The 23950-nt window shown below is 47.5% G+C and carries 25 protein-coding genes; 18 read left to right on the top strand and 7 right to left on the bottom strand.

The window, feature by feature from the left end; translation table 11 throughout:
- Positions 1-23: 23 nt before the first annotated feature.
- Together H7F26_RS04340 and H7F26_RS04335 are read left to right on the top strand one after the other, a co-directional pair.
- The gene (locus tag H7F26_RS04340) at positions 24-527 is read left to right on the top strand and encodes a YwgA family protein (protein WP_003186093.1); all 504 of its coding nucleotides are present in this window, start codon (positions 24-26) and stop codon (positions 525-527) included.
- A gap of 186 nt (positions 528-713) precedes the next feature.
- Positions 714-1520 carry a zinc-dependent metalloprotease gene (locus tag H7F26_RS04335; RefSeq protein WP_003186091.1) on the top strand — a complete coding sequence of 269 codons (807 nt, stop codon included), beginning with the start codon at positions 714-716 and terminating at the stop codon, positions 1518-1520.
- A 43-nt stretch (positions 1521-1563) separates the two neighbouring features.
- Here the strand turns inward: H7F26_RS04335 and H7F26_RS04330 are convergent, their stop codons facing one another.
- The gene (locus H7F26_RS04330; RefSeq protein ID WP_003186089.1) at positions 1564-1749 is read right to left on the bottom strand and encodes a 2-hydroxymuconate tautomerase; all 186 of its coding nucleotides are present in this window, start codon (positions 1747-1749) and stop codon (positions 1564-1566) included.
- 86 nt (positions 1750-1835) lie between these two features.
- Here H7F26_RS04330 and H7F26_RS04325 point away from each other — a divergent pair, with 86 nt between their 5' ends.
- Together H7F26_RS04325 and H7F26_RS04320 are read left to right on the top strand one after the other, a co-directional pair.
- A complete protein-coding gene (locus tag H7F26_RS04325; protein WP_009329798.1) occupies positions 1836-2519 on the top strand; it encodes a site-2 protease family protein in 684 nt (227 codons plus the stop codon).
- A 12-nt stretch (positions 2520-2531) separates the two neighbouring features.
- Positions 2532-3047 carry a YwhD family protein gene (locus H7F26_RS04320; protein WP_003186085.1) on the top strand — a complete coding sequence of 172 codons (516 nt, stop codon included), beginning with the start codon at positions 2532-2534 and terminating at the stop codon, positions 3045-3047.
- A 57-nt stretch (positions 3048-3104) separates the two neighbouring features.
- Here H7F26_RS04320 and H7F26_RS04315 read toward each other — a convergent pair whose 3' ends face one another.
- From H7F26_RS04315 to H7F26_RS04305, 3 genes are all read right to left on the bottom strand, one after another.
- On the bottom strand, positions 3105-5180 hold the full coding sequence (locus H7F26_RS04315; protein WP_185855237.1) for a transglycosylase domain-containing protein: 2076 nt from the start codon (positions 5178-5180) through the stop codon (positions 3105-3107).
- Positions 5181-5307: 127 nt separating this feature from the next.
- A complete protein-coding gene (locus H7F26_RS04310) occupies positions 5308-5760 on the bottom strand; it encodes a hypothetical protein (protein WP_369878894.1) in 453 nt (150 codons plus the stop codon).
- Entirely contained in the window at positions 5748-6029 is a 282-nt protein-coding gene (locus H7F26_RS04305) for a hypothetical protein (protein WP_009329794.1), read from the bottom strand. The genes H7F26_RS04310 and H7F26_RS04305 overlap by 13 nt, the downstream gene beginning before the upstream one ends.
- 254 nt (positions 6030-6283) lie before the next feature.
- On the opposite strand from H7F26_RS04305, the gene speE reads away from it, so the two are divergent.
- From speE to argS, 4 genes are all read left to right on the top strand, one after another.
- On the top strand, positions 6284-7114 hold the full coding sequence (gene speE / locus H7F26_RS04300) for a spermidine synthase (protein ID WP_003186080.1): 831 nt from the start codon (positions 6284-6286) through the stop codon (positions 7112-7114).
- Positions 7115-7168: 54 nt separating this feature from the next.
- Positions 7169-8041 carry an agmatinase gene (gene speB, locus H7F26_RS04295; RefSeq protein WP_003186079.1) on the top strand — a complete coding sequence of 291 codons (873 nt, stop codon included), beginning with the start codon at positions 7169-7171 and terminating at the stop codon, positions 8039-8041.
- A 157-nt stretch (positions 8042-8198) separates the two neighbouring features.
- On the top strand, positions 8199-8627 hold the full coding sequence (locus tag H7F26_RS04290; protein ID WP_011198397.1) for a YwiB family protein: 429 nt from the start codon (positions 8199-8201) through the stop codon (positions 8625-8627).
- Entirely contained in the window at positions 8624-10294 is a 1671-nt protein-coding gene (gene argS / locus H7F26_RS04285; RefSeq protein WP_003186077.1) for an arginine--tRNA ligase, read from the top strand. Before H7F26_RS04290 ends, argS begins: the two co-directional genes overlap by 4 nt.
- Before the next feature lie 84 nt (positions 10295-10378).
- On the opposite strand, the gene H7F26_RS04280 is transcribed toward argS, so the two are convergent.
- Together H7F26_RS04280 and cls are read right to left on the bottom strand one after the other, a co-directional pair.
- Entirely contained in the window at positions 10379-10645 is a 267-nt protein-coding gene (locus H7F26_RS04280) for a hypothetical protein (protein ID WP_003186076.1), read from the bottom strand.
- A gap of 74 nt (positions 10646-10719) precedes the next feature.
- On the bottom strand, positions 10720-11898 hold the full coding sequence (cls, locus tag H7F26_RS04275; protein ID WP_031314741.1) for a cardiolipin synthase: 1179 nt from the start codon (positions 11896-11898) through the stop codon (positions 10720-10722).
- Between the two features lie 161 nt (positions 11899-12059).
- On the opposite strand from cls, the gene H7F26_RS04270 reads away from it, so the two are divergent.
- From H7F26_RS04270 to H7F26_RS04230, 9 genes are all read left to right on the top strand, one after another.
- Positions 12060-14174, top strand: coding sequence for a (Fe-S)-binding protein (locus H7F26_RS04270; protein ID WP_003186072.1), 2115 nt, complete (start codon positions 12060-12062; stop codon positions 14172-14174).
- A 97-nt stretch (positions 14175-14271) separates the two neighbouring features.
- The gene (locus tag H7F26_RS04265) at positions 14272-15450 is read left to right on the top strand and encodes an acetyl-CoA C-acetyltransferase (RefSeq protein WP_003186069.1); all 1179 of its coding nucleotides are present in this window, start codon (positions 14272-14274) and stop codon (positions 15448-15450) included.
- Positions 15451-15465: 15 nt separating this feature from the next.
- Positions 15466-16329 (top strand): 3-hydroxybutyryl-CoA dehydrogenase, encoded by an 864-nt coding sequence (locus H7F26_RS04260; RefSeq protein WP_011198394.1) that lies wholly within the window; start codon positions 15466-15468, stop codon positions 16327-16329.
- A 12-nt stretch (positions 16330-16341) separates the two neighbouring features.
- A complete protein-coding gene (locus H7F26_RS04255; protein ID WP_003186067.1) occupies positions 16342-17472 on the top strand; it encodes an acyl-CoA dehydrogenase family protein in 1131 nt (376 codons plus the stop codon).
- 21 nt (positions 17473-17493) lie between these two features.
- Entirely contained in the window at positions 17494-18633 is a 1140-nt protein-coding gene (locus tag H7F26_RS04250; RefSeq protein ID WP_003186066.1) for an acyl-CoA dehydrogenase, read from the top strand.
- Positions 18634-18635: 2 nt separating this feature from the next.
- Positions 18636-18794, top strand: a complete 159-nt coding sequence (locus H7F26_RS04245) for a hypothetical protein (protein WP_016885684.1) — start codon at positions 18636-18638, stop codon at positions 18792-18794.
- A gap of 140 nt (positions 18795-18934) precedes the next feature.
- On the top strand, positions 18935-19450 hold the full coding sequence (gene rpoE / locus H7F26_RS04240; RefSeq protein ID WP_003186065.1) for a DNA-directed RNA polymerase subunit delta: 516 nt from the start codon (positions 18935-18937) through the stop codon (positions 19448-19450).
- Between the two features lie 254 nt (positions 19451-19704).
- Positions 19705-21312: a CTP synthase gene (locus H7F26_RS04235; RefSeq protein WP_003186064.1), complete on the top strand. Its 1608-nt coding sequence runs from the start codon at positions 19705-19707 to the stop codon at positions 21310-21312.
- Between the two features lie 111 nt (positions 21313-21423).
- Positions 21424-22586 (top strand): IS3 family transposase gene (locus tag H7F26_RS04230; RefSeq protein WP_085959889.1). Its coding sequence is split into 2 segments (ribosomal slippage): positions 21424-21700 and positions 21700-22586, totalling 1164 coding nucleotides; the frame shifts between segments, so codons are not numbered across the junction.
- Positions 22587-22733: 147 nt separating this feature from the next.
- On the opposite strand, the gene H7F26_RS04225 is transcribed toward H7F26_RS04230, so the two are convergent.
- Entirely contained in the window at positions 22734-23264 is a 531-nt protein-coding gene (locus H7F26_RS04225) for a DUF2529 domain-containing protein (RefSeq protein WP_009329789.1), read from the bottom strand.
- Between the two features lie 173 nt (positions 23265-23437).
- Here H7F26_RS04225 and H7F26_RS04220 point away from each other — a divergent pair, with 173 nt between their 5' ends.
- Positions 23438-23815, top strand: coding sequence for a response regulator (locus H7F26_RS04220; RefSeq protein WP_085959535.1), 378 nt, complete (start codon positions 23438-23440; stop codon positions 23813-23815).
- Positions 23816-23950 lie beyond the last annotated feature (135 nt).

Genomic DNA, 23950 nt, shown 5'->3' with positions numbered 1-23950 from the left:
AGGATGAAGGAGATGGCGGAGATTTGTTAAAAGAACATGCAAAGCTGATGAAGGTCTTCTCGGATTCGGGGGAGATTGTCGGGCGGAAAAAGCTGCAGAAAATCATTTATATCGCAAAGAAATTGGAGCTTCCTTTTTATGAAAAGTATGATTTTCATTTTTACGGGCCTTATTCAGAGGAGCTGACGCTTCAAGTCGAAGAACTTTGCAATCTCGGATTTCTCCATGAAGTCAAAGAAAAAAAGGGCGGCTATTATCAATACCGCTATTCACCCACTGAAGCGGGAAAGCAGTTTTTGAGCCAGTGTGAGCTGGATATGCGGGATATTAAAGCCTATTTAGACGACGTAAACGGCCAGTCATCGCGTTTTTTGGAACTGGTGTCGACGATTTTGTATTTTGAGGGGCTGGAGCAGGAAGAGATTAGAGAAAAAGTGTTTACCGTAAAAAGCAAACAGCGGTATACGGACGAAGAATTCGATGAAGCCGTCGCTTACATAAAAAAGCTCAGAAATCTTTGTTCATAAGCCTGCCGAAAAACGGTAGGTTTTTTGGTTTGTTTTTTTGTCTGCGTTTTGGAATTTTTGTAGGGAAATTGAAAGAAGCAGTGAAAAGAACGTATGCAATATTTCCTCTTTTTGGATGAATTGAAGGAATTTTTTGATAACTAGCAGAATTTTTCATTCGTTCAAAAAATAAGGAGGGGTTTTGCAGTGAAGAAACGTTCTTTATTCTTATCTCTATTACTTTCCGTCAGTCTCATTCCCGGTGTGACGGCCGGTGCCGCCAAGACGGGCGGGCATGAGCACGAGCACGATCATGAAGCAAGAGGAACTTATATTGATTCTTTGCCTAAAGCGAAAGATTTTAAAGACTTGAAAGGAAAAGTTCAAATTGAAAGAACGGTCAATACGAAAATACTGGATGAGAAAGGAAATGTGACGGGAACGAAAACGTTTAAAAAGAATACGGGCAAAGGGTCGTTTTCAACCCAGGCAGGCACGGGAAGCCAGAAAGTGAGCGTCCTTGCCGTGGCTGACGCTCAGTATCGGGCGAAATACAGCGATTGGCAGACAAGAATCGTCCAAATTATTGAGCAGGCGGATGTCATGTTCAACAGGGATCACGATGTTGATTTTGTCGTCGAAGCTGTGGCGCCTTGGACCTCTTCAGGCAGCAACAGCTCTCAAATTCTATCAAACCTTCAGAGCAATTTCAGCGGGCGCAGCTATAAATTCGTCGTCGGATTTACGGCGAACAGTAATTTTGACGCCGGCGGCATCGCATACGTATACAACAGCAAGCCGAACGGCAGCGCCTTCAGCGTAAACCTCGACCAGGGAACGGCCAACACGGCAAAAGCTGCAACCCACGAATTTTCCCATAACTTCGGCTTGAACCACGATGCGCAAGGAAGCGGAATCCGCTGCATTATGAACTACGACTACGCATACACGGTCGATGTTTGGGATTCAGCTCACAATAGCCAGATCACTAAAAACAAAGCTTGGTATAAATAATAAAAACGGCGTCCCGCGCGTAAGCGGCGAACGCCGTTTTCTTTTACATATCGCTCATTCGTTTGCCGGCGACACCGTAGTTTTCCTTTTTCATTTCCTCAATGATGACCGCGATTTTTTCTGCAGGTGCGCCTGTTGTTTCGGAGACGGCTTCGGTCACTTTTTTAACGAGATTTCTTTTTTGTTCATCTGTGCGGCCTTCCAGCATTTGAACAGTTACGTATGGCATATGTTCTCCTCCTCCTTTTAAAAAATGGCTGCTCACTTTAGCATCAGGTTCTCTTATAGTATACTGGAGATAGTAAATCTTTGTATATGAGAAAGAGGGAAAGCCACATTTTAGACCGTTTTCTTATTTATCCGCTGGAAATGATTCCGTATGTTGTTTTGACACTTGCTGCCGCATTCACTGTGCATGAGGTCGCCCATGCGTATGTGGCTTACAAATTCGGCGATGAGACGGCCAAACGGCAGGGCAGGCTGACGCTCAACCCGCTTAAGCATCTTGATCCGTTTGGAACGATTTTGATCTTTATATTGGGATTCGGCTGGGCAAAGCCGGTGCCCGTTAACCGCTTTTATTTTAAAAACCCGAGGCTGGCCGGATTTCTCGTGTCAATCGCCGGACCGATCAGCAATCTGATCCTTGCTTTCATCGGTTTTATATTGCTGCTTTTGTCCGTGAAGCTGTCCGGGACGCTGCCTGCCGGTTTTTACAGCGGTTTGCTTCAATTTTTTACGATTTGGGTGAATCTCAACCTGCTTTTATTTCTGTTTAATTTAATGCCGTTCCCGCCTCTTGACGGTTTTCGGGTTATACAGGATGTGGTCGCCCCCGAAGTGCGGGCGAAGCTGTCGAAATATGAGGCGTACGGCTCGATCGTCTTTCTGATTATCGTCATTACACCGCTTGGCCAATATGTATTCTGGCCGTTTTTGAATGACGGGCGGGAATTGATCATATCGATATTTAACAGCGTTTTCCGGCCGCTGATGTAGGAGGTATTTTTGATGGAACAAGGAAAAAAGAAAAAAACAATCGGATTCAACATTATTAAAAGCGATCCGACAGACGGACACGGGGGATTTGGAGCAGGCGCATTAAGCCTTGACAACATCTCGCCTGTCATTGTCGATGTTGAAGAGAAAGAAGCGTTTGTGGATATCGGCGCCATGCACGCCCGCAGCACGGTTGAAAAAGGAATCAAATTTTTGCCGAACAAAGAAGAGGTGCCGAACGGAAAACCTTACTGGCTTGTGTGGGTTACGATCGACCGCAGGGAAGAAGGCCCTTATTATGCGGGTGTGACGGCATGCGAAATGACGGTCGACAGAAGCATCCGCCGCGGCTACAAATCGCTTCCGGAGCACGTCAATTTAATGGATAAGTCGATGAAGCGGAAGATTATCGTCGAGCATATGGATGAAGGTTCTAAGCGCGTTCTTGCCGATTTTCTGAAAAACCATGATCAAGGGCTTTGGGACCGTTCATCAGACGAGCTGAAAAAGGGACTGCTCCAGCAATAGGAAAAACCCCCCGGACTGCCATGAAGTCCGGGGGGTTCGTCTATCCCCCTAAAAAGTTTATTCTCCTTTTTTAAACCATTTTTCCCACCACTTTTGCCGCTTATGGGGGGGAGCGGCGGGCTTTTCGTGCCCGGCGTTTTGCTCCTTATAGATTTCCTTTCCATAGCAAACCTGCTCGGGTTCAGTACCTTTGATAAAATAAGCGAAATATTTGGACGGGCAGCTGGGCGCCGCCGCATAACCTGTAGCCGGGTCGATGTACATCCCTTTCACGCCTTCAGGCGGCATTAAAGCTGCGGCGGGCGCGTCTTCAAGCGCTTTTTCCATAAACTCAGCCCAAATTTGTTTGGCATAGTTTTTCTCTGCGACGGCATCGATTGTCCGCTCTTTGTCATATCCCGTCCACACGCCTGAAGCAAGACCGGGATAAAAGCCGATCATCCAGCTGTCGGTGCTGGTCGTTCCCGATTTTCCGGCGTATCGGCGCGTCAGCTGATCTGCGATCGTCCGGCCGGTAACAGATGTATAGCCGTTGAGTGATTTGTCGAACATCCCGCTCATCATGTTCGCCGTGATAAAAGCCGCTTTTGGGTCAAGGATTTGTTTGCTCCGCTTCGGTTTTTCATAAAGAACCTTCCCGTTCGGATCGGTAATTTTCGTAATAAAGGAAGGTTCGATTTTTTTCCCGCCGTTGGCAAACATGGCGTATCCGTTCACCATTTCAATCGGCTTCACAGGGGATGTTCCGAGCGCAAGCGACGGCACTTTTTGCAGCGGGCTGTTGATGCCGAATTGCTTTGCGGCATCAATCAGTTTGTCCATGCCGAGGAAAAGGTGGGTTTTCACGGCGTAAATGTTATCGGACAAAGCCAGTGCCTGCAGAAGCGTGATCGGACCGTCTGCATAATAGCCGTGATAGTTGCTCGGGGAATAAGCGCTGCCTTGCCCGAGCTCAAATGTCGTTTCCGCGCTCCTCATTCGGGTGGCCGGTGTAAAGCCGTTTTGAACCGCCGAATAATAAAGGAAAGGCTTCATGGTGGAGCCGGGCTGCCGCATAGCCTGCGTTACGCGGTTAAAAGGGCTTTTTTCGTAGTCGCGTCCTCCGACAAGCGCGAGAACGCTGCCGTCGGACGGGTTGATCGCTGCAAATCCCGCCTGAATGTCGGATGACGAATCTATCGTGTGTTCGATCGTATCCTCGGCAATTTTTTGGAGACGCGGGTTGAGCGTGGTGAATACGTTGTAGCCGCCTGTTTCCGCTTGCTCCGGCGTCAAACGCAGCAATCGCGAAATTTCTTTAACAGCTTCGTCATAAAAGTACGGAGCGGTTATTTCGGTTGTTTGCTTATCCTGTTTTTCAAAGCGGAGCGGCATTTTTTTCAGTGCTGCCGCCTGCATTTCCGTCAGCTTGTTTTGTTTCTCCATCATTGTCAGGATCATTTCCTGGCGTTCTTTCGCTTTTTTTTCATTGACAAAGGGCGAATAAACTGAAGGACCCTTTGGAATGCCGGCAAGCATTGCAGCCTCCGCCGTATTGATATCTTTGGCCCGCTTGCCAAAATACAGCCGGGAAGCCGCTTCGATTCCGTATGCTCCATGCCCGTAATAAATCGTATTTAAATAGCCTTCCAAAATATCTTTCTTTGTGTAGTTTTGTTCAAGCCTTATCGTATAAAAAGCTTCATTCCACTTTCTTTTCCATGTTTTATCGTGGCCGAGGTAGAGGTTTCTCGCATATTGCTGGGTGATGGTGCTGGCTCCCTGAACTTTGGACATCGCCTTTAAATCGGCAATGAGGGCGCCGCCCATCCTCATATAGTCAAAGCCGTGGTGCCGGAAAAAGTTCCGGTCTTCAACGGCAAGCGTGGCATCGATGACTGCGGGATTGATGTTCTTCAGCGAAACCCAGTACCGCTTTTGCCCGTAATGCGTTTCCCCCATTTGCTTTCCGCTTCCGTCATACAGCACGGTAGACCTCGGCACCTGAATCGAAGGAGCGCCTTGCCATTTGGCCGCCAAGACCACCGTCATGACAACGATTGAAAGGAAGATCAGCATCAATGCTCCCATGAACAAAAATGCGCGTATCGTCTTGATGGTTAAACGGACCCGCTTGTCCGTCATTATGTCCATGTTCAAATCTCCTCCCGGATAAATAAAATGTTCTTATCATTATGAGGAAAAAGAGGAGGATTTAAACAAGCGGGAAAGAAAAAACGGCAGACCCTCTGCGGAGATTAAGACAGCAATATGAGGAATCCTATTTTTTGGCGGTCGCCACATATGAAATCAGCCATAATACGAAAACTGCACCTTCGCTGACTGATGCGGCCAGAATCGGGGAAGCTCCTGCTGCATGGATGGACAACAGCATGCCTTCCCCCGGGAGCAGCCCTTTAAAGGATATATTGAATTTGAAAAGGAGCATTAAACCCGAGGACCACGCAAGCGGCAGCCATAGAGCAAGCTGCTCTTTCTTTGCGATCAGCACTCCCGCCAAGCCGAGAAAAATCAGAAAGCAAAGCGACCACCAGTCAATGAACAGGCGTGAGACAACAAACCAGAGGGGAGAACCCGACAGCTCAAAAAAAGGATGAACATTCTCCGCACCGTAGCCGCCGAATGTAAACCAGCCGATGGCCGCACTCCAAAACAGCAGGCAGATCATCACAAAAGCAGAAACGGTGCAGCCGAGCAAAATCAACGGCAACACCGTTCTGTTTGTTGCAATTGCACCTGCTGAACGCCGCATCCATTCGCTGTGCCGTAGAACAAACAGGCTGCGGACAGGACAGCGACCATATGCATCAAATAAACAGATCCGCTGACTTCGAGAAGCCAATCCGGCAAAGACGGAACGGCAGCCTCCCGGATATAAACGGGGCTGAAAAACAAAACGGCCGCTCCGATCAGAAAAAATATCAATAAAAACCTTTTCCGGCGGCTGGTTATATACAATTTGAGCAGTTGTTTGCTCTGCAAATGAGAACACCTCCAAAAGCGCACAGTATGCACATCTGTGCTTAGCTTAGCCATTATAAAAGAAAAATCGGCGATTGGGAATATAATGGACTTGGAATGACTCCTGAAAATGAATCGATCCGTCTTTACAATCACCTGCAATTCCTCTATACTTTTTCCTTAGGCAAAAGCCGATGCTTCAGTGCAGAATAATCGCCGCCGCAGGCGAGAAAAATAGATTGAAATACAGCTTATCACGAAAGGAAGATGACGCTTTGAGCGGACTTTGGTATACAGAGAAGCAAACGAAAAATTTCGGTATTACAATGAAAATCAACAGGACTTTACATACAGAGCAGACAGATTTTCAAAAGCTCGAAATGGCCGAGACTGAAGAATTCGGCAACATGCTGTTTTTGGACGGCATGGTCATGACATCTGAAAAAGATGAATTTGTCTACCACGAAATGGTGGCGCACGTGCCCCTGTTTACGCATCCGAATCCTGAGCATGTGCTTGTGGTCGGCGGCGGAGACGGCGGCGTTATCCGTGAAATTTTGAAGCATCCGAGCGTGAAAAAAGCGACGCTTGTCGATATTGACGGCAAGGTGATCGAATATTCCAAGAAATTCTTGCCTTCCATTGCAGGCAAACTTGACGATCCGCGCGTCGAAGTAAAAGTCGATGACGGCTTCATGCACATTGCCCAATCTGAAAATGAGTACGATGTCATCATGGTGGATTCAACCGAGCCAGTAGGGCCTGCTGTCAACTTGTTTACAAAAGGCTTTTACGCCGGCATAGCAAAAGCGCTAAAGGAAGACGGCATTTTCGTTGCTCAGACGGACAACCCTTGGTTTACACCTGAACTGATCACAAACGTTCAGCGCGATGTAAAAGAGATCTTCCCGATTACAAAGCTGTATTTGGCCAACATTCCGACATATCCAAGCGGATTGTGGACGTTTACGATCGGTTCGAAAAAATACGATCCTCTTGAAGTGGAGGACAGCCGCTTCTTTGATATTGAGACGAAATACTACACAAAAGAAATTCATAAAGCGGCATTCGTCCTTCCGAAATTCGTCAGCGATTTAATCAAATAAAACAGTTTGGCGCAGGATGGCATTCTGCGCTTTTTTTCAGGGAGGTTTTTGAAGATGAGATTTGATGAAGCATATTCCGGCAAGGTGTTTATCGCAAGCCGCCCCGATTGGGAAGAGGCGGACGCCATCCTTTACGGCATGCCGATGGATTGGACGGTCAGCTACCGTCCCGGCTCCCGCTTCGGTCCGGCGAGAATCCGCGAGGTGTCCATCGGACTTGAAGAATACAGCCCTTATTTGGACAGGGAGCTGGAAGAGGTTCATTTCTTTGACGCCGGCGACATCCCGCTGCCTTTCGGGAACCCGCAGAAGAGCCTCGACATGATTGAAGAATATGTCGACAGCATTTTAGATAAAGGAAAATTCCCGCTCGGTATGGGGGGAGAGCATCTCGTTTCATGGCCGGTCATTAAAGCGATGTACAAAAAATATCCCGATCTTGCCATCATCCATATGGATGCGCACACAGATCTCCGCGTCGACTATGAAGGAGAGCCGCTCTCGCATTCGACGCCGATCCGTAAAGCCGCGGAACTGATCGGACCCGGCAATGTCTATTCATTCGGCATCCGCTCCGGCATGAAAGAAGAATTTGAATGGGCAAAAGAAAACGGCATGCACATTTCTAAATTTGAAGTGCTTGAGCCGCTTAAAGCCGTCCTGCCGAAACTCGCGGGGCGTCCGGTTTATGTGACGATCGACATCGATGTCTTAGATCCCGCGCATGCGCCGGGAACCGGTACGGTTGACGCCGGAGGCATCACATCCAAAGAGCTGCTCGCTTCGATTCACGAAATCGCCCGCTCAGACGTCAATGTCGTTGGAGGAGACCTTGTCGAAGTCGCTCCTGTCTATGACCATTCGGAACAAACCGCAAATACGGCAAGCAAGCTGATTCGCGAAATGCTGCTCGGCTGGGTGAAATAAAACAGGCTGTCCTTTTTTCAGGACGGCTTTTTTCTTAGAAAATGGTTTATCTTCCCGTCCGTTCTGTTAAGATGATATAAAGGAGCTGCGGTTGAACTTTTTTTCCCGAATGATTATACTAATCAAGTCAAATCGGATCGAAAAAGGAAGTGTCGGAATGGATCAGGAGACACCCGTTCATATCTATGTGAAATCTGTTATCCGGGAAGGATCGGACACGGAGACGATCGAGTTCCGGACAACTGGATTTTATTATATGAAAAAAGATAAAATATATCTTTCTTATCATGAAGAGCATGATGCTGGAAAGGTGAAGACGATCGTCAAGGCAAGTGAAAACGAAGTTCTGGTCATGCGTTCCGGCGCCATCGAAATGAAACAGCGCTTCAGGCCGGGCAGCCGCACCGTCACTCATTATAAAATGCCATTCGGCAGACTCGAGCTCGGCGTGGATACTAAAGCTGTATCAGTCACACATCAGCCGCCGGACGGAAAGATCAGCATTGAGTACGATATGATTGTAAGCGATGAACAAAAGCATTTACATAAGATGTCGATTTCGTATAGAGGAGGACACGAGTCATGAACATAGTCGAACAAATGAAAGATGTGCTGAAGCAGGAAATTAAGGAAGCTGTCATGAAAGCCGGCCTCGCCGAAGAAAGCGAGATTCCAGAAGTCGTACTGGAAGTTCCGAAAGACAAGTCGCATGGCGACTATTCCACTAATATGGCTATGCAGCTGGCGAGAATCGCCAAAAAAGCGCCGCGGAATATTGCCGAAGAAATCGTCGCATCCTTTGACAAAGGAAAAGCGTCGATCGACAAACTTGATATCGCAGGACCTGGCTTTATCAATTTCTACATGAACAATCAATATTTAACGAAGCTGATTCCGGCTGTGCTTGAAGCAGGAGAGGCCTACGGTGAAACAAATATCGGGGGCGGGGAACGCGTCCAGGTGGAATTCGTCTCAGCAAACCCGACGGGCAACCTGCACCTTGGACATGCCCGCGGAGCCGCTGTCGGAGATTCCCTCTGCAATGTACTTGAAAAAGCGGGGTATGAAGTGAGCCGCGAATATTATATCAACGATGCCGGCAATCAAATCAACAACCTCGCGTTATCCGTCGAAGCCCGTTACTTTCAGGCGCTTGGAAAAGATAAGCCGATGCCTGAAGACGGGTATCACGGCGAAGATATTAAGGAAATCGGCCAAAAGCTCGCCGACGAATTCGGCGATCGTTTTGTTCATGAAGAAGAGAGCGAACGCCTCGCGTTTTTCCGCGAATACGGCTTAAAGTACGAATTGGGCAAACTTCGTGAAGACCTGGAGAATTTCCGTGTCCCATTTGATGTCTGGTACTCTGAGACATCGCTTTACCAAAACGGAAAGATCGATCAGGCGCTCGAAGCCCTTCGCGAAAAAGGGCATATCTATGAAGAAGACGGAGCGACATGGTTCCGCTCGACGGCGTTCGGCGATGACAAAGACCGCGTGCTGATCAAAAAAGACGGATCCTACACGTATCTTCTGCCTGACATCGCTTATCACAAAGACAAGCTTGACCGCGGCTTCCAAAAGCTGATCAATGTATGGGGAGCAGACCATCACGGCTATATCCCGCGCATGAAAGCGGCTATTGAAGCGCTCGGTTATGACAAAGAAACGCTTGAGGTCGAGATCATTCAGCTCGTCCACCTTTACAAAAACGGCGAAAAAATGAAAATGAGCAAAAGAACCGGAAAAGCCGTCACAATGCGCGATCTTATTGATGAGGTCGGCCTTGACGCTGTGCGTTACTTCTTTGCGATGCGCAGCGCCGATACCCATATGGACTTTGACCTTGATCTGGCCGTCTCAACATCTAATGAGAATCCAGTTTACTACGCGCAGTACGCCCATGCGAGAATTTGCAGCATGCTGCGCCAAGGCGAAGAAAAAGGCATTTCTTTTGAAGGGAACCTTGATCTTACGAAGATCGGTTCTGAGAAAGAGTATGATCTGCTTAAAGTGATCGGCTCGTTCCCTGAGGCCGTCGCTGATGCCGCAGAGAAGCGGATTCCGCACCGCATTACAAACTATATTTTTGAATTGGCATCTGTGCTTCACAGCTTTTACAATGCTGAGAAAGTCCTCGATCCGGCAGATGAAGAAAAAAGCCGGGCCCGTTTATCATTGATGAAAGCAACGCAAATCACATTAAATAATGCCCTCAAGCTGATCGGCGTATCAGCGCCTGAAAAAATGTAAAACGAATCCCCCGTCCATTGAACGGGGGATTTTTTCTTGATTTGGTGAGGAGGCGTCTCGCAAAGGAAGAACTTCCGCCTTCCCTTATTGAACTTGAGCGTCAGAAAGAATCGATTGTGCTTTTTTTACTAATTCCTGCGCCATTTTCCCTTCGATGACAATCAGGCACTCATTTTCGCGATTGGCCATTCTGAACATTTCCAGCTCAATTAAATCTTTGATTTTGCACATCGTTTTTCTTGAGCATATATATAGCTGATGTCTGGCTGAGCGGCAAAGCTTGTACAGCTCAATCAAGTTTTTTAACGTCATCGATTGGGCGCGGAGTTTAATCGACTCTGCTTGGTTCATCGTACATCCCCTCCGTATGTAATCATCACTTTGGTGAAATGTTACCCGCATGTCATGCAGGATAAACGTACGTTTTATAAAAAGAATGAAATCGATTTCGCCAGCCATTCGACGGGCCGCTGCATCACCGGCCGCTTCGCATACCGCTCCTTTGTCAGAAGCTCGGCGTGTTCAATGCTTTCCTTGACGACGTCGAAGAATTGCTTTGTCCAGTCTTTATCATGGATGACGACATTCACTTCATCATTGAGAAACAGGCTCCTGTTGTCAAAATTCGATGTTCCGATCATCACATGCCGGTCATCGACGATTAATGCTTTTGCATGATAAAAGCCTCTGTAGTACCGGTAAATATAGCAGCCCGCTTTTAAAAGGGCTGGAAAGTGCGTGTAGGCGGCCTCTTTGACAAGCGGATGATCGGGTTTCATCGGCACGAGAACCGACACGATCACGCCCCTTTCCCTGGCTGAGAGAACAGCCTGCTGCAAAGCCGGGCTCGGAATATAGTACGGCGTGCAAATCATGATTCTTTCTTTTGCCTGTTCGATAAATGAAATGTATTTTTCCTCTAGAGAAAATCCCTTTGTCGCATGGGTTGTATGGGTGACAGCTCCTTGCTGCAGCGGCGGAAATACGCTGTTGGCCGGCTTTGCCTGCGGCGCTTCTCTTTTGAAGTCCGATATAAAAATGTGCTGCAAGTCGGCAACGCCTTCTCCCGTCATTCGCAAATGGTAATCCTTCCACGGTCCGAATTCCGCTTTTTTACCAAGGTATTCTTTCGCGATGTTAAATCCGCCCACATAGCCGATCTTTCCGTCTATGACGGCGATTTTTCGATGATTCCTCGCATTCAGCCGGTAAAAGAAATAGGGGAAGCCCGGCTTGTTGGCGAAAAAAACGTGCACACCGCTTTGTTTCAGGCCGGAGAGCGTTTTTTTCTTCACCTTCATCGCGCCGATCCGGTCGATCAGCAATCGTACGCATACGCCGGATTTCGCTTTATCCTTCAGCACCTTCAAAAATTCAAGGCTGATGTCATCGTTCTTCACAATATAAAACATGACATGCACCGACGATTCGGCCTGGCGGATGTCATCCAGCAGCCGCTCACACAAGTCTTCTCCATTATGAATCAGTTCAATATCGCTTTTCTTCTCTGAAAAAACGGGCTCGTAGGCTTTCTTCTCAAAGGCTTTGCGGCCAAAATGGAAATCGAGCGCAAGAAGCAGGATGAGAAAACATACCATAATCATAAGCGGCACCAATGAAGACACTCCCTTTTTTCGTGTAAAGAATAGTGTCCCCCTATTTTCCTGCATTTATGAAAATATATTGACTGAACACTCATTCATTATTTAAGATAAAGGTAGTTCAAGGGGATTTAAGGTTGGGGAAATGAAAGGGGGAGCAGCTGATGAATGTCTTGCTGTCGTTGAATTTCATTGCGTTTTTAGGTGTAACCGTTTACGCCGTTTATCTGTTCGTCTATTTGATCAGAACGAGAATCAGTTACATCAGGCTCGGACAAAAAGAGGATTTTGATAAGCGGACGAAGGAGCGCCTTCAAAAGATATGGGAGAACGTGTTCGGCCAAAAGAAACTGCTTAAAGATAAAAAAAGCGGCATCATCCATGTCATGTTTTTTTACGGCTTTATTCTCGTTCAGTTCGGAGCGATCGATTTTATTTTGAAAGGGCTCGTTCCTGATCAAGGTCTTCCGCTTGGCGGCGTCTACCCGGCGTTTACGTTTTTTCAGGAAATCGTCACACTGATGATTTTAATTGCGGTAGTCTGGGCTTTTCACAGGCGGTATATAGAAAAACTCGTCAGGCTGAAGCGCAATTTTAAGTCGGGGATCGTGCTCATGCTGATCGGCGGCTTGATGTTTACCGTTTTACTCGGAAACGGTATGAACATGATCTGGCATGAACATTCATTATCATGGCACGAACCGATGGCATCAGGCATCGCTTTTGCCTTCGGCTTTATGGGGGAAACCGCTTCAGCGGCAGTGTTCTACGCGGCGTGGTGGGCGCACCTTCTCATCCTGCTGACATTTTTAGTCTATGTACCGCAGTCAAAGCACGCCCACTTAATTGCCGGACCGGCAAACGTATTTTTCAGCCGGCTGACAAACCCGGGAAAGCTTCAAAAAATCGATTTTGAAGATGAAACAAAAGAAACGTTCGGCGTCGGACGGATCGAGGAATTCAGGCAGTCCCAGCTGATCGACCTTTACGCATGCGTGGAATGCGGGCGCTGTACCAATATGTGCCCGGCTACAGGAACAGGCAAGATGCTTTCGCCGATGGATCTGATTTTGCGGCTCAGAGACCATTTGACAGAAAAGGGAGCAGCAGTGACATCGAGAACGCCTTGGGTACCCGCACCGCTCTTTCAGCATACGAAAGGCAACCAGCTGGCCATGGCGGCAGGGGGAGAAGGGTCAAGGGAAGCGGCTGCTTCAGAACTTTACAACCCGAGCTTAATCGGCGACATCATCACAGAAGAAGAAATTTGGGCCTGCACAACATGCCGGAATTGTGAAGATCAGTGCCCGGTCATGAATGAGCACGTCGATAAGATCATCGATCTCCGCCGCTATCTCGTGCTCACAGAAGGAAAAATGGATGCAGATGCCCAACGCGCCATGACGAGCATTGAAAGGCAGGGGAACCCTTGGGGATTAAACCGAAAAGAACGTGAAAACTGGCGTGATATAAGAGACGATGTTGAGGTGCCGACAGTAAAAGAAATGAAGAAAAAAGGCGAGTCCTTTGAATACCTGTTTTGGGTCGGGTCGATGGGATCGTATGACCGGAGAAGCCAGAAGATCGCCATGGCTTTCGCTCGCCTCCTCAATCAAGCCGGGGTCACGTTCGCGATATTAGGCAATAAAGAAAAAAATTCAGGCGATACGCCGAGACGGCTTGGCAACGAGTTTTTATTCCAGGAGCTAGCTGCAAAAAACATTGAGGAATTTGAAAAAAATGATGTTCAAAAAATTGTAACTATCGACCCGCATGCATACAATATTTTCAAAAATGAATATCCTGATTTTGGTCTGAAAGCGGAAGTTTATCATCATACAGAAATTCTTGCTGCCCTCATTGAAGAAGGAAAGCTGAAACCTGAGTTTCCGGTTCACGAAACCGTCACCTTTCATGATTCATGCTATTTGGGCCGCTACAACGAGGTTTACGATCCGCCGCGCGCTATTCTCCGCTCCATTCCGGGCATCCGTTTAGCGGAAATGGAGCGCAGCCGTGAAAACGGAATGTGCTGCGGAGCGGGGGGCGGCCTCATGTGGATGGAGGAAGAGGCGGGCGCGAGGATCAACGTTGCCAGAACGGAGCAGGCGCTCAGCACATCACCTTCTGTCATCAGCTCGGGCTGTCCTTACTGTTTGACGATGCTCGGCGACGGAACAAAAGCCAAGGAATTGGAGGATCAGGTCGGCACGTATGATGTAGCGGAGCTGCTTGAACGCGCCGTATTCGGGTCAGAGCAAAAAGAACATGCCTCATAGACGGATTTCAGGTTTTAAATAAAGAAGGTGTGAGCCGGATCTCCGCCTTCTTTTATCTTCGGTATGTACAAATCATGATAAGGGGAGAGGATGTCAGGTGGCGAGATCAGTTATTGCAGGCGGCGCACGCACGCCTTTTGGAAAACTCGGGGGCGCGCTTCAGTCAAAGACGGCTGCGGAGCTCGGCGGAATCGCCGTAAAAGAGGCATTAAAACGTTCCGGTGTAAATCCTGAGGATGTCGATGAAGTCATCATGGGCTCCGTACTTCAAGGCGGACAGGGGCAGCTGCCGTCGAGGCAGGCCGCGCGTTTTGCGGGACTCCCGTGGGACGTCAAAACGGAAACGATTAATAAAGTGTGCGCTTCAGGTTTAAGAAGCGTCACAATGGCGGATCAGATCATCAGGGCCGGTGATGCGGAGGTCATTGCCGCCGGAGGTATGGAATCGATGTCAAACGCCCCTTATTTGCTTCAAAAAGCGAGGTGGGGGCTGAGGATGGGAGACGGGGCGGTTAAAGATTTGATGATCGCAGACGGGCTGACATGCTCATTTACGGGCGTTCACATGGGCTCCTACGGAAATGCCGCTGCGAAAGAGTTGGAGATTGCTAGGGAAGAGCAGGATCGGTGGGCGCTCAGGAGCCACATGCGAGCCGTACACGCTGCGGATTCAGGCGCGCTAGGAGAAGAGATCGTCCCGGTCAGCATCCAAGAGAAGCGGGGCGGCGAATTAACGGTCGATCAAGATGAAGCACCGCGGCGCGACACGTCAATGGAAAGGCTGTCAAAGCTTGCCCCGGTTTTTGACCATAATGGGACAATTACGGCGGGAAACGCGCCGGGGGTAAATGATGGGGCATGCTCACTTATCGTGATGAATGAAGACAAGGCAAAGGAACTCAATGTGAAGGCGCCGGCCGTCATTAAAGCGCACACATCAATTGCAGTCGAAGCAAAAGACTTTCCGAAAACCCCCGGGCTTGTCATCAGAGAACTGCTTAACAAAACGGGAGCTGAGCTTTCTGATATCAAACTGTTTGAAATCAATGAAGCTTTCGCTGCGGTTGCTTTGGCAAGCGGAAAGATCGCGGGTCTTGACATGGAGAAGGTCAATGTCAACGGCGGCGCCATTGCGATCGGCCATCCGATCGGCGCGAGCGGAGCAAGAATCATTTTAACGCTTATGTACGAATTAAAACGGCGCGGCGGCGGTATAGGGATTGCTGCCATTTGCAGCGGCGGCGGCCAGGGAGACGCCGTGATGATCGAGGTATAAAAAGGGGGATTTCAGATGAAAAAAGACACGATCATGGTCATCGGAGCCGGCCAGATGGGGTCCGGGATCGCTCAGGTCTCTGCCCAGGCCGGATACAATGTTTACATGTATGACGTATCACCTGAACAAATTGAAAAAGGAATGAAGCGCATTTCCGGCCAGCTTTTCAGACAGGCGGAAAAAGGCAAGCTGCCGCATGAAGATGTGAAGCAAATCTACCAGCGCCTTTCTCCGTCGGCTGCGCTCGACGAAGCGCGGGAAGCTTTTCTCATCATTGAAGCGGCTGTTGAACAAATGGACGTAAAAAAAGACATTTTCACGCGGCTTGATGAAGTGACCGAAGACTCAGCGATATTGGCATCAAATACATCGTCCCTGTCGATTACGGAACTTGCTGCCGTCACAAAAAAACCTCAAAACGTCATCGGCATGCATTTTATGAACCCGGTTCCCGTCATGCAGCTTGTCGAAGTCATCAGGGGGCTTGAGACGAGCGGCGAAACATATGAAACCGTCGTGGCTGCGGCGGAGCGGATGAACAAGGTTCCGATAGAGGTGCGGGATTTCCCGGGATTTATCTCCAACCGCATCTTAATGCCGATGATTAATGAGGCGGTTTTTGCACTTTATGAAGGCATCGCCGAGAAAGAAAGCATAGACGGAATCATGAAGCTTGGCATGAACCATCCGATGGGCCCGTTGGCTCTCGCCGATCTGATCGGTCTGGATACGTGTCTGTATATTATGGAGACGCTGCATGAAGGCTTTGGCGACGATAAGTACAGGCCTTGTCCGCTCCTTAAACAATATGTCAGCGCAGGACGACTCGGAAAGAAAACGGGCAGAGGGTTTTATACGTATGAAAAGCAGCCGACATAAGGAGGGGTGAGCTTGAATTTTCAGTTTACAGAAGAGCAGACCCGCATGCAGAAGGTTGTAAGGGATTTTGTCAAACAGGAGGTCGCTCCTTTTGTACCTGAAATGGAAAAAGGCCGTTTTCCAACCTCTCTTTTGAAGAAAATGGCGGAGCGCGGCTGGATGGGGCTTCCGATACCGGCTAAGTACAACGGGGCCGGTCATGACTTTATCACCTATATGATGACCATACATGAGCTGTCAAAGAAAAGCGCCGTTCTTGGTGCGGTTCTATCTGTACACACGTCAATTGTCACCATTCCCATTCTTTTAAACGGTAATGAGCGGCAAAAAGAGCACTACGTTAAAAAGCTGGCAGCAGGGCAGTACTTGGGAGCTTTTTGTTTAACCGAACCGAGTGCCGGTTCCGATGCGGGCAGTCTAAAAACTAGGGCCGAAAAGCGCGGCGATACCTATGTGCTGAACGGAACGAAAGTTTTTATTACAAACGGCGGAGCCGCGGACATTTATCTTGTTTTCGCTTCAACCGATCCGGAGGCGGGAACGGGAGGCATTTCCGCTTTTATCGTGGAGAAGGGCACGCCGGGCTTTTTCATCGGAAAAAATGAAGAGAAAATGGGGCTCCACGGTTCGCTAACGGTCACTTTAAATTTTGATAACGCTGTCATTCCCGCCCGGCAGCTGCTGGGGGAGGAAGGAATGGGATTCAAAATTGCCCTGTCCAACCTGGATACCGGCCGGATCGGAATTGCGGCGCAGGCTCTGGGTATCGCCGAGGGAGCGCTTTCTGAAGCCGTTCAATTTCTAAAAAAACGGTATCCGGACGGAGAGCTGTATAAGAACGGCCAAGCGCTTGCCTTTAAGCTGGCCGACATGGCGGCGAGGACAGAGGCGGCCAGGCTTCTCGTCTACCAGGCCGCCTCGTTGAAACAGCAAGGCATGCAGACGGGGAAAGCTGCTTCAATGGCCAAATTGTTCGCTTCGGAAACGGCGATGTATGTCGCCGGAGAGGCCGTGCAGCTGCTCGGAGATTTCGGATACACAAAGGATTTCAGCGCTGAACGATATTTCAGGGATGCGAAAGTGTGTGAAATTTATGAGGGCACGAGCGAGATCCAGCGGATCGTCATCGGTAAACATTTATAAGGTGTCAAAGGGGGAAAAAGGATGATCTTTAAGCTGAGTGAAGAGCACCAAATGATACAGAAGATGGTGCGCGACTTTGCCCATCACGAGGTGGAGCCGACTGCGAAAGAGCGGGATGAGGAAGAGCGGTTTGACATGGAACTGTTTGCAAAAATGGCGGAATTGGGGCTCACGGGTATACCGTGGCCAGAGGAATACGGGGGAATCGGCAGCGACTATCTCGCCTACGTCATCGCGGTTGAAGAGCTTTCGAAAGTCTGCGCCTCAACGGGTGTCACCTTGTCTGCCCATACATCGCTTGCGGGCTGGCCGATTTATGCATTTGGAACAGAAGAACAGAAACAGGAATATTTAAAGCCGATGGCCCGCGGCGAAAAGATAGGAGCCTACGGATTGACGGAGCCCGGTTCAGGCTCCGATGCCGGCGGCATGAAAACGACCGCAGAAAAAAAAGGCGATGAATATATTTTGAACGGGACGAAGATCTTTATCACAAACGGCGGAATCGCGGACTTCTACATCGTGTTTGCCAACCTTGCCCCGGAACAGAAACACAAAGGCACAACCGCCTTTATCGTTGAAAAGGACTTCCCCGGCTTTTCTGTCGGAAAAAAAGAGAGGAAACTGGGCATCCGTTCATCACCGACAACCGAAATCATCTTTCAGGACTGCCGCGTGCCTTTAAAAAACCGCCTTGGCGGGGAAGGTGAAGGCTTTAAAATCGCGATGAAGACGCTCGATGGAGGCAGAAACGGAATTGCCGCTCAAGCCGTCGGGATTGCCCAGGGCGCATTTGAGGCGGCGAAGGCGTATGCGAAAGAGCGGAAGCAATTCGGCAGGCCGATCGCCGAGCAGCAGGGCATCGCTTTTAAACTGGCTGATATGGCGACGGAGATTGAAGCTTCAAGGCTTTTAACCTACCAGGCGGCATGGCTGGAATCAGAAGGACTGCCTTATGGAAAGGCTTCTGCCATGTCAAAGCTTTACGCAGGGGATACGGCCATGAAAGTGACGACGGAGGCCGTGCAAATATTCGGCGGGTACGGCTACACAAAGGATTATCCGGTCGAGCGCTTTATGCGCGATGCAAAAATCACACAGATCTATGAAGGTACGCAGGAAATTCAGAAGCTCGTCATTTCGAGAATGCTGATGAAATAAGGGTGGAAAATCGCCGTCTGGCCCGGCTTGATCTGCCGCCGGCGGACAGGCTGCCGGCGCAGTTTTTTTGTTTTGAAGGGGCCGGACGCTCCCGGCTGTTCTATGTTTCAATCCCGCTTGCCGCCGATTTCCAATGCAACCGGCAAAAATTATTGAATTAACGGGAATAAAGGTGGCATAAAGTGATTTCTTTTGTTTATAATGAGAGGTATGGTTTGTCGTAAAGACAGGGATTACATGCTTATTTTCTATGACAGAGATAGTAGATACATACATGAAGATAGAAAGGGAGTGTCTGGCGATGAGTTTGAAACAATACTCAGAGGAGCAGCTAAAGGAAATGGCTTTAGTTGAAATCGCATACGAAATTTTCTCGGAACACAAAAAACCGATTACATTCCAGGAGCTAACAGATCAAGTGGCTTCCTTGCTTGGAATGGGGAAAGAAGAGCTGGAAGACCGCATCGCCCAGTTCTACACAGATTTAAATATCGACGGACGCTTTTTGGCGCTGTCAGACCAAACGTGGGGCCTGCGCAGCTGGTATCCGTATGATCAGCTTGATGAAGAAACCCAGCCGACTGTAAAAGCGAAAAAGAAAAAAGCGAAAAAAGCGGTTGAAGAAGATCTTGATCTTGACGAATTCGAAGAAATCGACGAGGATGATATTCTTCTTGACGATGTCGAAGAAGATTTGGACATTGACGCCGATGAATTCGATGAAATCGATGAAGCCGACGATGATGAGCTGGATGATCTTGAAGACGAGATCCTGGATGATGATGAAGATTTTGATGAAGAGGAAGACGAAGAGTAATTGCCTTCTGAACGGAATTCATGTTTAAATCGATCTTGACTTTCACAGGCGAACTAGGTAGTATGTATTTTGGGCTCTTCAAAACGAAGAGATTCGAGTGATACGGACTATCAGCTCCCTTTCAAGAAATTGAAAGGGAGCTTTCTTGTTTTTCCGCCTCCTAATCATTTAAATCATTTAGAAAAGATCTAAATGATTTTTCATAAAAAGAGCATTTTAAGAAATAAGCGTTAATCGAAGAGAGGGGTACAGAAATGACAAAATATATCTTTGTAACCGGAGGAGTTGTATCCTCGCTTGGAAAAGGAATTACGGCGTCTTCGCTCGGCCGCCTGCTGAAGAACAGAGGTTTGAATGTCACCATTCAAAAATTTGACCCGTATATCAACGTAGACCCGGGTACGATGAGCCCGTATCAGCACGGTGAAGTGTTTGTAACCGACGACGGTGCGGAAACGGATCTTGACCTCGGCCATTATGAGCGCTTTATCGACATCAATTTAAATAAATACAGCAACGTGACAACAGGAAAAATCTATTCCACGGTGCTGAAAAAAGAGCGCAGAGGCGATTATTTAGGCGGAACCGTACAGGTAATACCTCATATCACAAATGAAATTAAAGACCGTGTATTCCGCGCCGGAAAAGAAACGCACGCTGATGTCGTAATCACTGAAATCGGCGGAACCGTCGGTGACATCGAATCGCTGCCGTTTCTTGAAGCGATCCGCCAGATCAAGAGCGATGTCGGCCGCGACAATGTGATGTACATCCATTGTACGCTTGTTCCATATCTTAAAGCGGCGGGAGAAATGAAAACAAAGCCGACTCAGCACAGCGTAAAAGAACTGCGCAGCCTCGGCATTCAGCCAAATGTCATCGTCGTGAGAACAGAAATGCCGATTTCTCAGGACATGAAAGATAAAATCGCGCTCTTCTGCGACATTGATCCTAAAGCCGTCATCGAGGCTGGAGATGCGGATACGCTCTACTCCATTCCTCTCGACCTTCAAAAACAAGGCCTGGACAGCCTGGTTTGCAGCCACTTGAAGCTGGATTGCAGAGAAGCCGATATGGAAGAGTGGAAAGAACTCGTCAAAAAGGTGAAAAATCTGTCCAAAACGGTAACAATCGCTTTGGTCGGTAAATACGTTGAGCTCCCGGATGCTTACATTTCAGTTGTAGAATCGCTTCGCCATGCGGGTTATGCGTTTGATGCAGACATTCAAGTTAAATGGATCAATGCGGAAGAAGTGACGGAAGACAACGTTGCCGATCTTGTTCAAAATGCGGACGGTATTCTTGTTCCGGGCGGATTCGGAGACCGCGGTGTTGAAGGGAAAATCACGACAGTCAAATATGCCCGCGAACAAAAGATTCCGTTCTTCGGCATTTGCCTCGGAATGCAGGTGGCATCGATTGAATACGCGAGAAACGTGCTCGGCCTTGAAGGAGCGCACTCAGCCGAAATCGATCCGTCTACACCGTATCCGATTATCGACCTTCTCCCTGAACAAAAGGACATTGAAGACCTCGGCGGAACACTGCGCCTCGGACTTTATCCGTGCAAGCTTCAAGAAGGATCGAAAGCATATCAGGCATATGAAAATGAAGTGGTGTATGAACGCCACCGCCACCGCTACGAATTCAACAATGAGTTCAGACAGCAGATGGAAGAAGCCGGTTTTGTATTTTCCGGGACAAGCCCTGACGGCCGTCTCGTAGAAATTATCGAGCTTAAAGACCATCCATGGTTTGTCGCGTCTCAGTTCCATCCTGAATTTACGTCAAGACCGACAAGACCTCAGGCTCTGTTCAGAGACTTCGTACATGCTTCGCTAAAGACTTCGGAAAAGCTGTAAAAAAGAAAAAGCCTGCCGGCAAATCATGGAGAGACCCAAATAAATGAGACAAGGAAAAAACACCCCCTGAATCGTATTAATACAATATGATTCTTAGGAGGGTGTTTTTCTATGGGCACAAGAGTACATTACGCAGAAGAAGTAAAATGGGAAGTAATTAAAATGAAACAAGCTGGAATGACAAACAAAGAAATAATGGAACAACTGGGGATAAAAAATAAGACTCAAATTAAAACATGGATGCGATGGTACAAAACAGGCCAAACCTATCGATTTTCGCAACAAGTTGGAAAACAATATTCCTACGGTAAAGAATCGGAGGAAATGAGTGAGCTAGAAGAATTAAAACTAAAGAATAAACAGCTAGAGGCTCAATTGGCAATTATAAAAAAGTACCAGGAGATCGAAAGGAGTTGGAGCCACGAGTCATTGTCCAAGTTGTAGAAGAACTCTCAGCCACTTTTAAAATAATTGATATTCTTGGAGTATTAGGCATACCTAAGTCAACATATTACCGTTGGAAAAAGAAGTATAAAAAAGTTGAGCTAACTTCATTAGAAGAGCTAGTAATCAAGCTGTGTAAGAAAAACTTCTATCACTATGGTCATCGTAAAATTAAATCCATCTTAAACAGAAAGTATGGGATAAATGTAAACCGCAAAACTGTACAAAAAATTATGCAAAAGTTTGAGATTCAGTGTCAAGTTAAGAAGAAGCGACAAAAGTACATTTGTGGTGAGAGTAATATTATTGTGCCGAACACTCTCAATCGTAATTTTAAAGCAAGCCGATTAAATGAAAAATGGGTAACCGACATTACCTACTTACCTTATGGCTCGACTATGTTATATTTATCAACGATTATGGACTTATATAACAACGAAATAGTGGCTTACAAAATAGGTACGAGCCAAGATATTAACCTAGTATTAGACACATTGAGGGAAGCTGTAGAATTACGTAAACCAGTAGGGTTACTTCTTCATAGCGACCAGGGATCTGTCTATACTTCACATGCATATCAGAATTTGGCCAAAGAAAAAGGCATTACCACAAGCATGTCTCGAAAAGGAAACTGCCATGATAATGCCGTCATTGAATCCTTTCACTCCTCGCTAAAGTCGGAAGGATTTAACGCTCAAAGTAGAGCATCTATATCCAATTCTAAAGTAGTACAAATTGTAAATCAATACATGTATCGATATAATCATGTACGAATTCAGGCAAAATTAAACTACCTGTCCCCACTGGAATACAGGGGACAGGCAGCATAGGTGTTTTTTCTAAGTCTCATTTTAACGGGTCAGTTCATCACGCCGGCGGGCTTTTTTGGGCTCTTTCTGATGATAATGGCGGCCCGAACTGGTACTATATTCATTAGGCCGGCCTCACGTCACTAATTTCCTTTAGGCAACCCTGTTTTATTGGTATTCCTGGAGGATTTCCTTTAATGTAAAGGATAGGGCATGATAAATATAGAGGCTGACCATCAGGGACGGAAATCCGTACCTTGTTCCGTCTTCATCGGGAAGAAGCGGCATTCTCAGCTTTGAATCGATATGGACATCGGCGAAGGATGCGATCGGGACGCCGTCTTTTCCCGAAGGGGAGACGACAACAAGTCCGATTCCTTTTTCATACAGTTTTTCCGCCATTTTCAGTTCTTCGTCATCCGCTGAACCGGCGCAGAACATCAGCACTTTGTCCGTCATTTCAAAATCGGGCCAGTTTTCTTCGTCCTTCTGCAGCGGTTTGACTGAGGGGAACGGTTCAGAACTGTACATCGCTTCTTTCAAAATGCCTTCCAATTCATTTTTTCCGTATACATAAACCGAATGATCACTGATGACCGCCTGAGCCAACAAGCGGGCGCCGTCCTCTATCGATTGGGCCTCGCCCTCTTGAATCCGGTTGAAGATTCCCGTCAATTGAGTGGTGAAAATTTTAAGCAAGGTGACTCCTCCTTTTTTACTGACTATCATTATATAACAAAAGAGAATAATGGGAAAAATCCTCTAAATATGTCGCAAACTTAAATATTTTAATTAAAGGAAAAGAGAAAAACAAAACAGAATAGATAAACTACTGCTTAATTTTGGCGAAAATTATAAATATAGAGGTGTAAATCATGAATGAGAAGATTTTAATCGTAGACGACCAGTACGGGATTCGGGTTCTGCTGAATGAAGTTTTCAATAAAGAAGGGTACAAAACCTTCCAGGCCGCAAACGGGATTCAAGCGCTTGACATTGTGAAAAACCAGCGCCCCGACCTCGTTCTGCTCGATATGAAAATCCCCGGAATGGACGGAATTGAAATTTTAAAAAGAATGAAGATCATAGACGAGGGGATCCGCGTCATCATCATGACGGCCTACGGAGAGCTCGACATGATCCAGGAATCGAAGGAGCTCGGAGCCCTGACACACTTTGCTAAGCCTTTTGACATCGACGAAATCCGCGATGCCGTCAAAACGTATCTGCCCATAAAGTCCAACGGATAGCGGAAAAGTTTTTGATGTTGTCACAGTCACAATGTTGCCGATTTGTTGATTAATTGTTATTCTATATAAGTAGAGAAAAGCTGTCTAACGTTTTTTAAAAAACAAAACATTTTACATATGGCGGATTTTTCTGGT

The organism is Bacillus sp. PAMC28748 (genome assembly GCF_014250415.1).
Classification (GTDB): Bacteria; Bacillota; Bacilli; order Bacillales; family Bacillaceae; genus Bacillus; species Bacillus licheniformis.
The sequence above is the reverse complement of the archived record's forward strand: the minus strand, read 5'-3'. Positions and strand labels throughout refer to the sequence as shown.

Bases quoted from the DNA above. Each gene is read 5' to 3' on its own strand.
- H7F26_RS04330 (WP_003186089.1), bottom strand. From the start codon at position 1,749: ATGCCATACGTAACTGTTCAAATGCTGGAAGGCCGCACAGATGAACAA.
- H7F26_RS04325 (WP_009329798.1), top strand. From the start codon at position 1,836: ATGAGAAAGAGGGAAAGCCACATTTTAGACCGTTTTCTTATTTATCCG.
- H7F26_RS04320 (WP_003186085.1), top strand. From the start codon at position 2,532: ATGGAACAAGGAAAAAAGAAAAAAACAATCGGATTCAACATTATTAAA.
- H7F26_RS04315 (WP_185855237.1), bottom strand. From the start codon at position 5,180: ATGGACATAATGACGGACAAGCGGGTCCGTTTAACCATCAAGACGATA.
- speB (WP_003186079.1), top strand. From the start codon at position 7,169: ATGAGATTTGATGAAGCATATTCCGGCAAGGTGTTTATCGCAAGCCGC.
- H7F26_RS04290 (WP_011198397.1), top strand. From the start codon at position 8,199: ATGGATCAGGAGACACCCGTTCATATCTATGTGAAATCTGTTATCCGG.
- argS (WP_003186077.1), top strand. From the start codon at position 8,624: ATGAACATAGTCGAACAAATGAAAGATGTGCTGAAGCAGGAAATTAAG.
- H7F26_RS04280 (WP_003186076.1), bottom strand. From the start codon at position 10,645: ATGAACCAAGCAGAGTCGATTAAACTCCGCGCCCAATCGATGACGTTA.
- cls (WP_031314741.1), bottom strand. From the start codon at position 11,898: ATGATTATGGTATGTTTTCTCATCCTGCTTCTTGCGCTCGATTTCCAT.
- H7F26_RS04270 (WP_003186072.1), top strand. From the start codon at position 12,060: ATGAATGTCTTGCTGTCGTTGAATTTCATTGCGTTTTTAGGTGTAACC.
- H7F26_RS04260 (WP_011198394.1), top strand. From the start codon at position 15,466: ATGAAAAAAGACACGATCATGGTCATCGGAGCCGGCCAGATGGGGTCC.
- H7F26_RS04250 (WP_003186066.1), top strand. From the start codon at position 17,494: ATGATCTTTAAGCTGAGTGAAGAGCACCAAATGATACAGAAGATGGTG.
- rpoE (WP_003186065.1), top strand. From the start codon at position 18,935: ATGAGTTTGAAACAATACTCAGAGGAGCAGCTAAAGGAAATGGCTTTA.
- H7F26_RS04235 (WP_003186064.1), top strand. From the start codon at position 19,705: ATGACAAAATATATCTTTGTAACCGGAGGAGTTGTATCCTCGCTTGGA.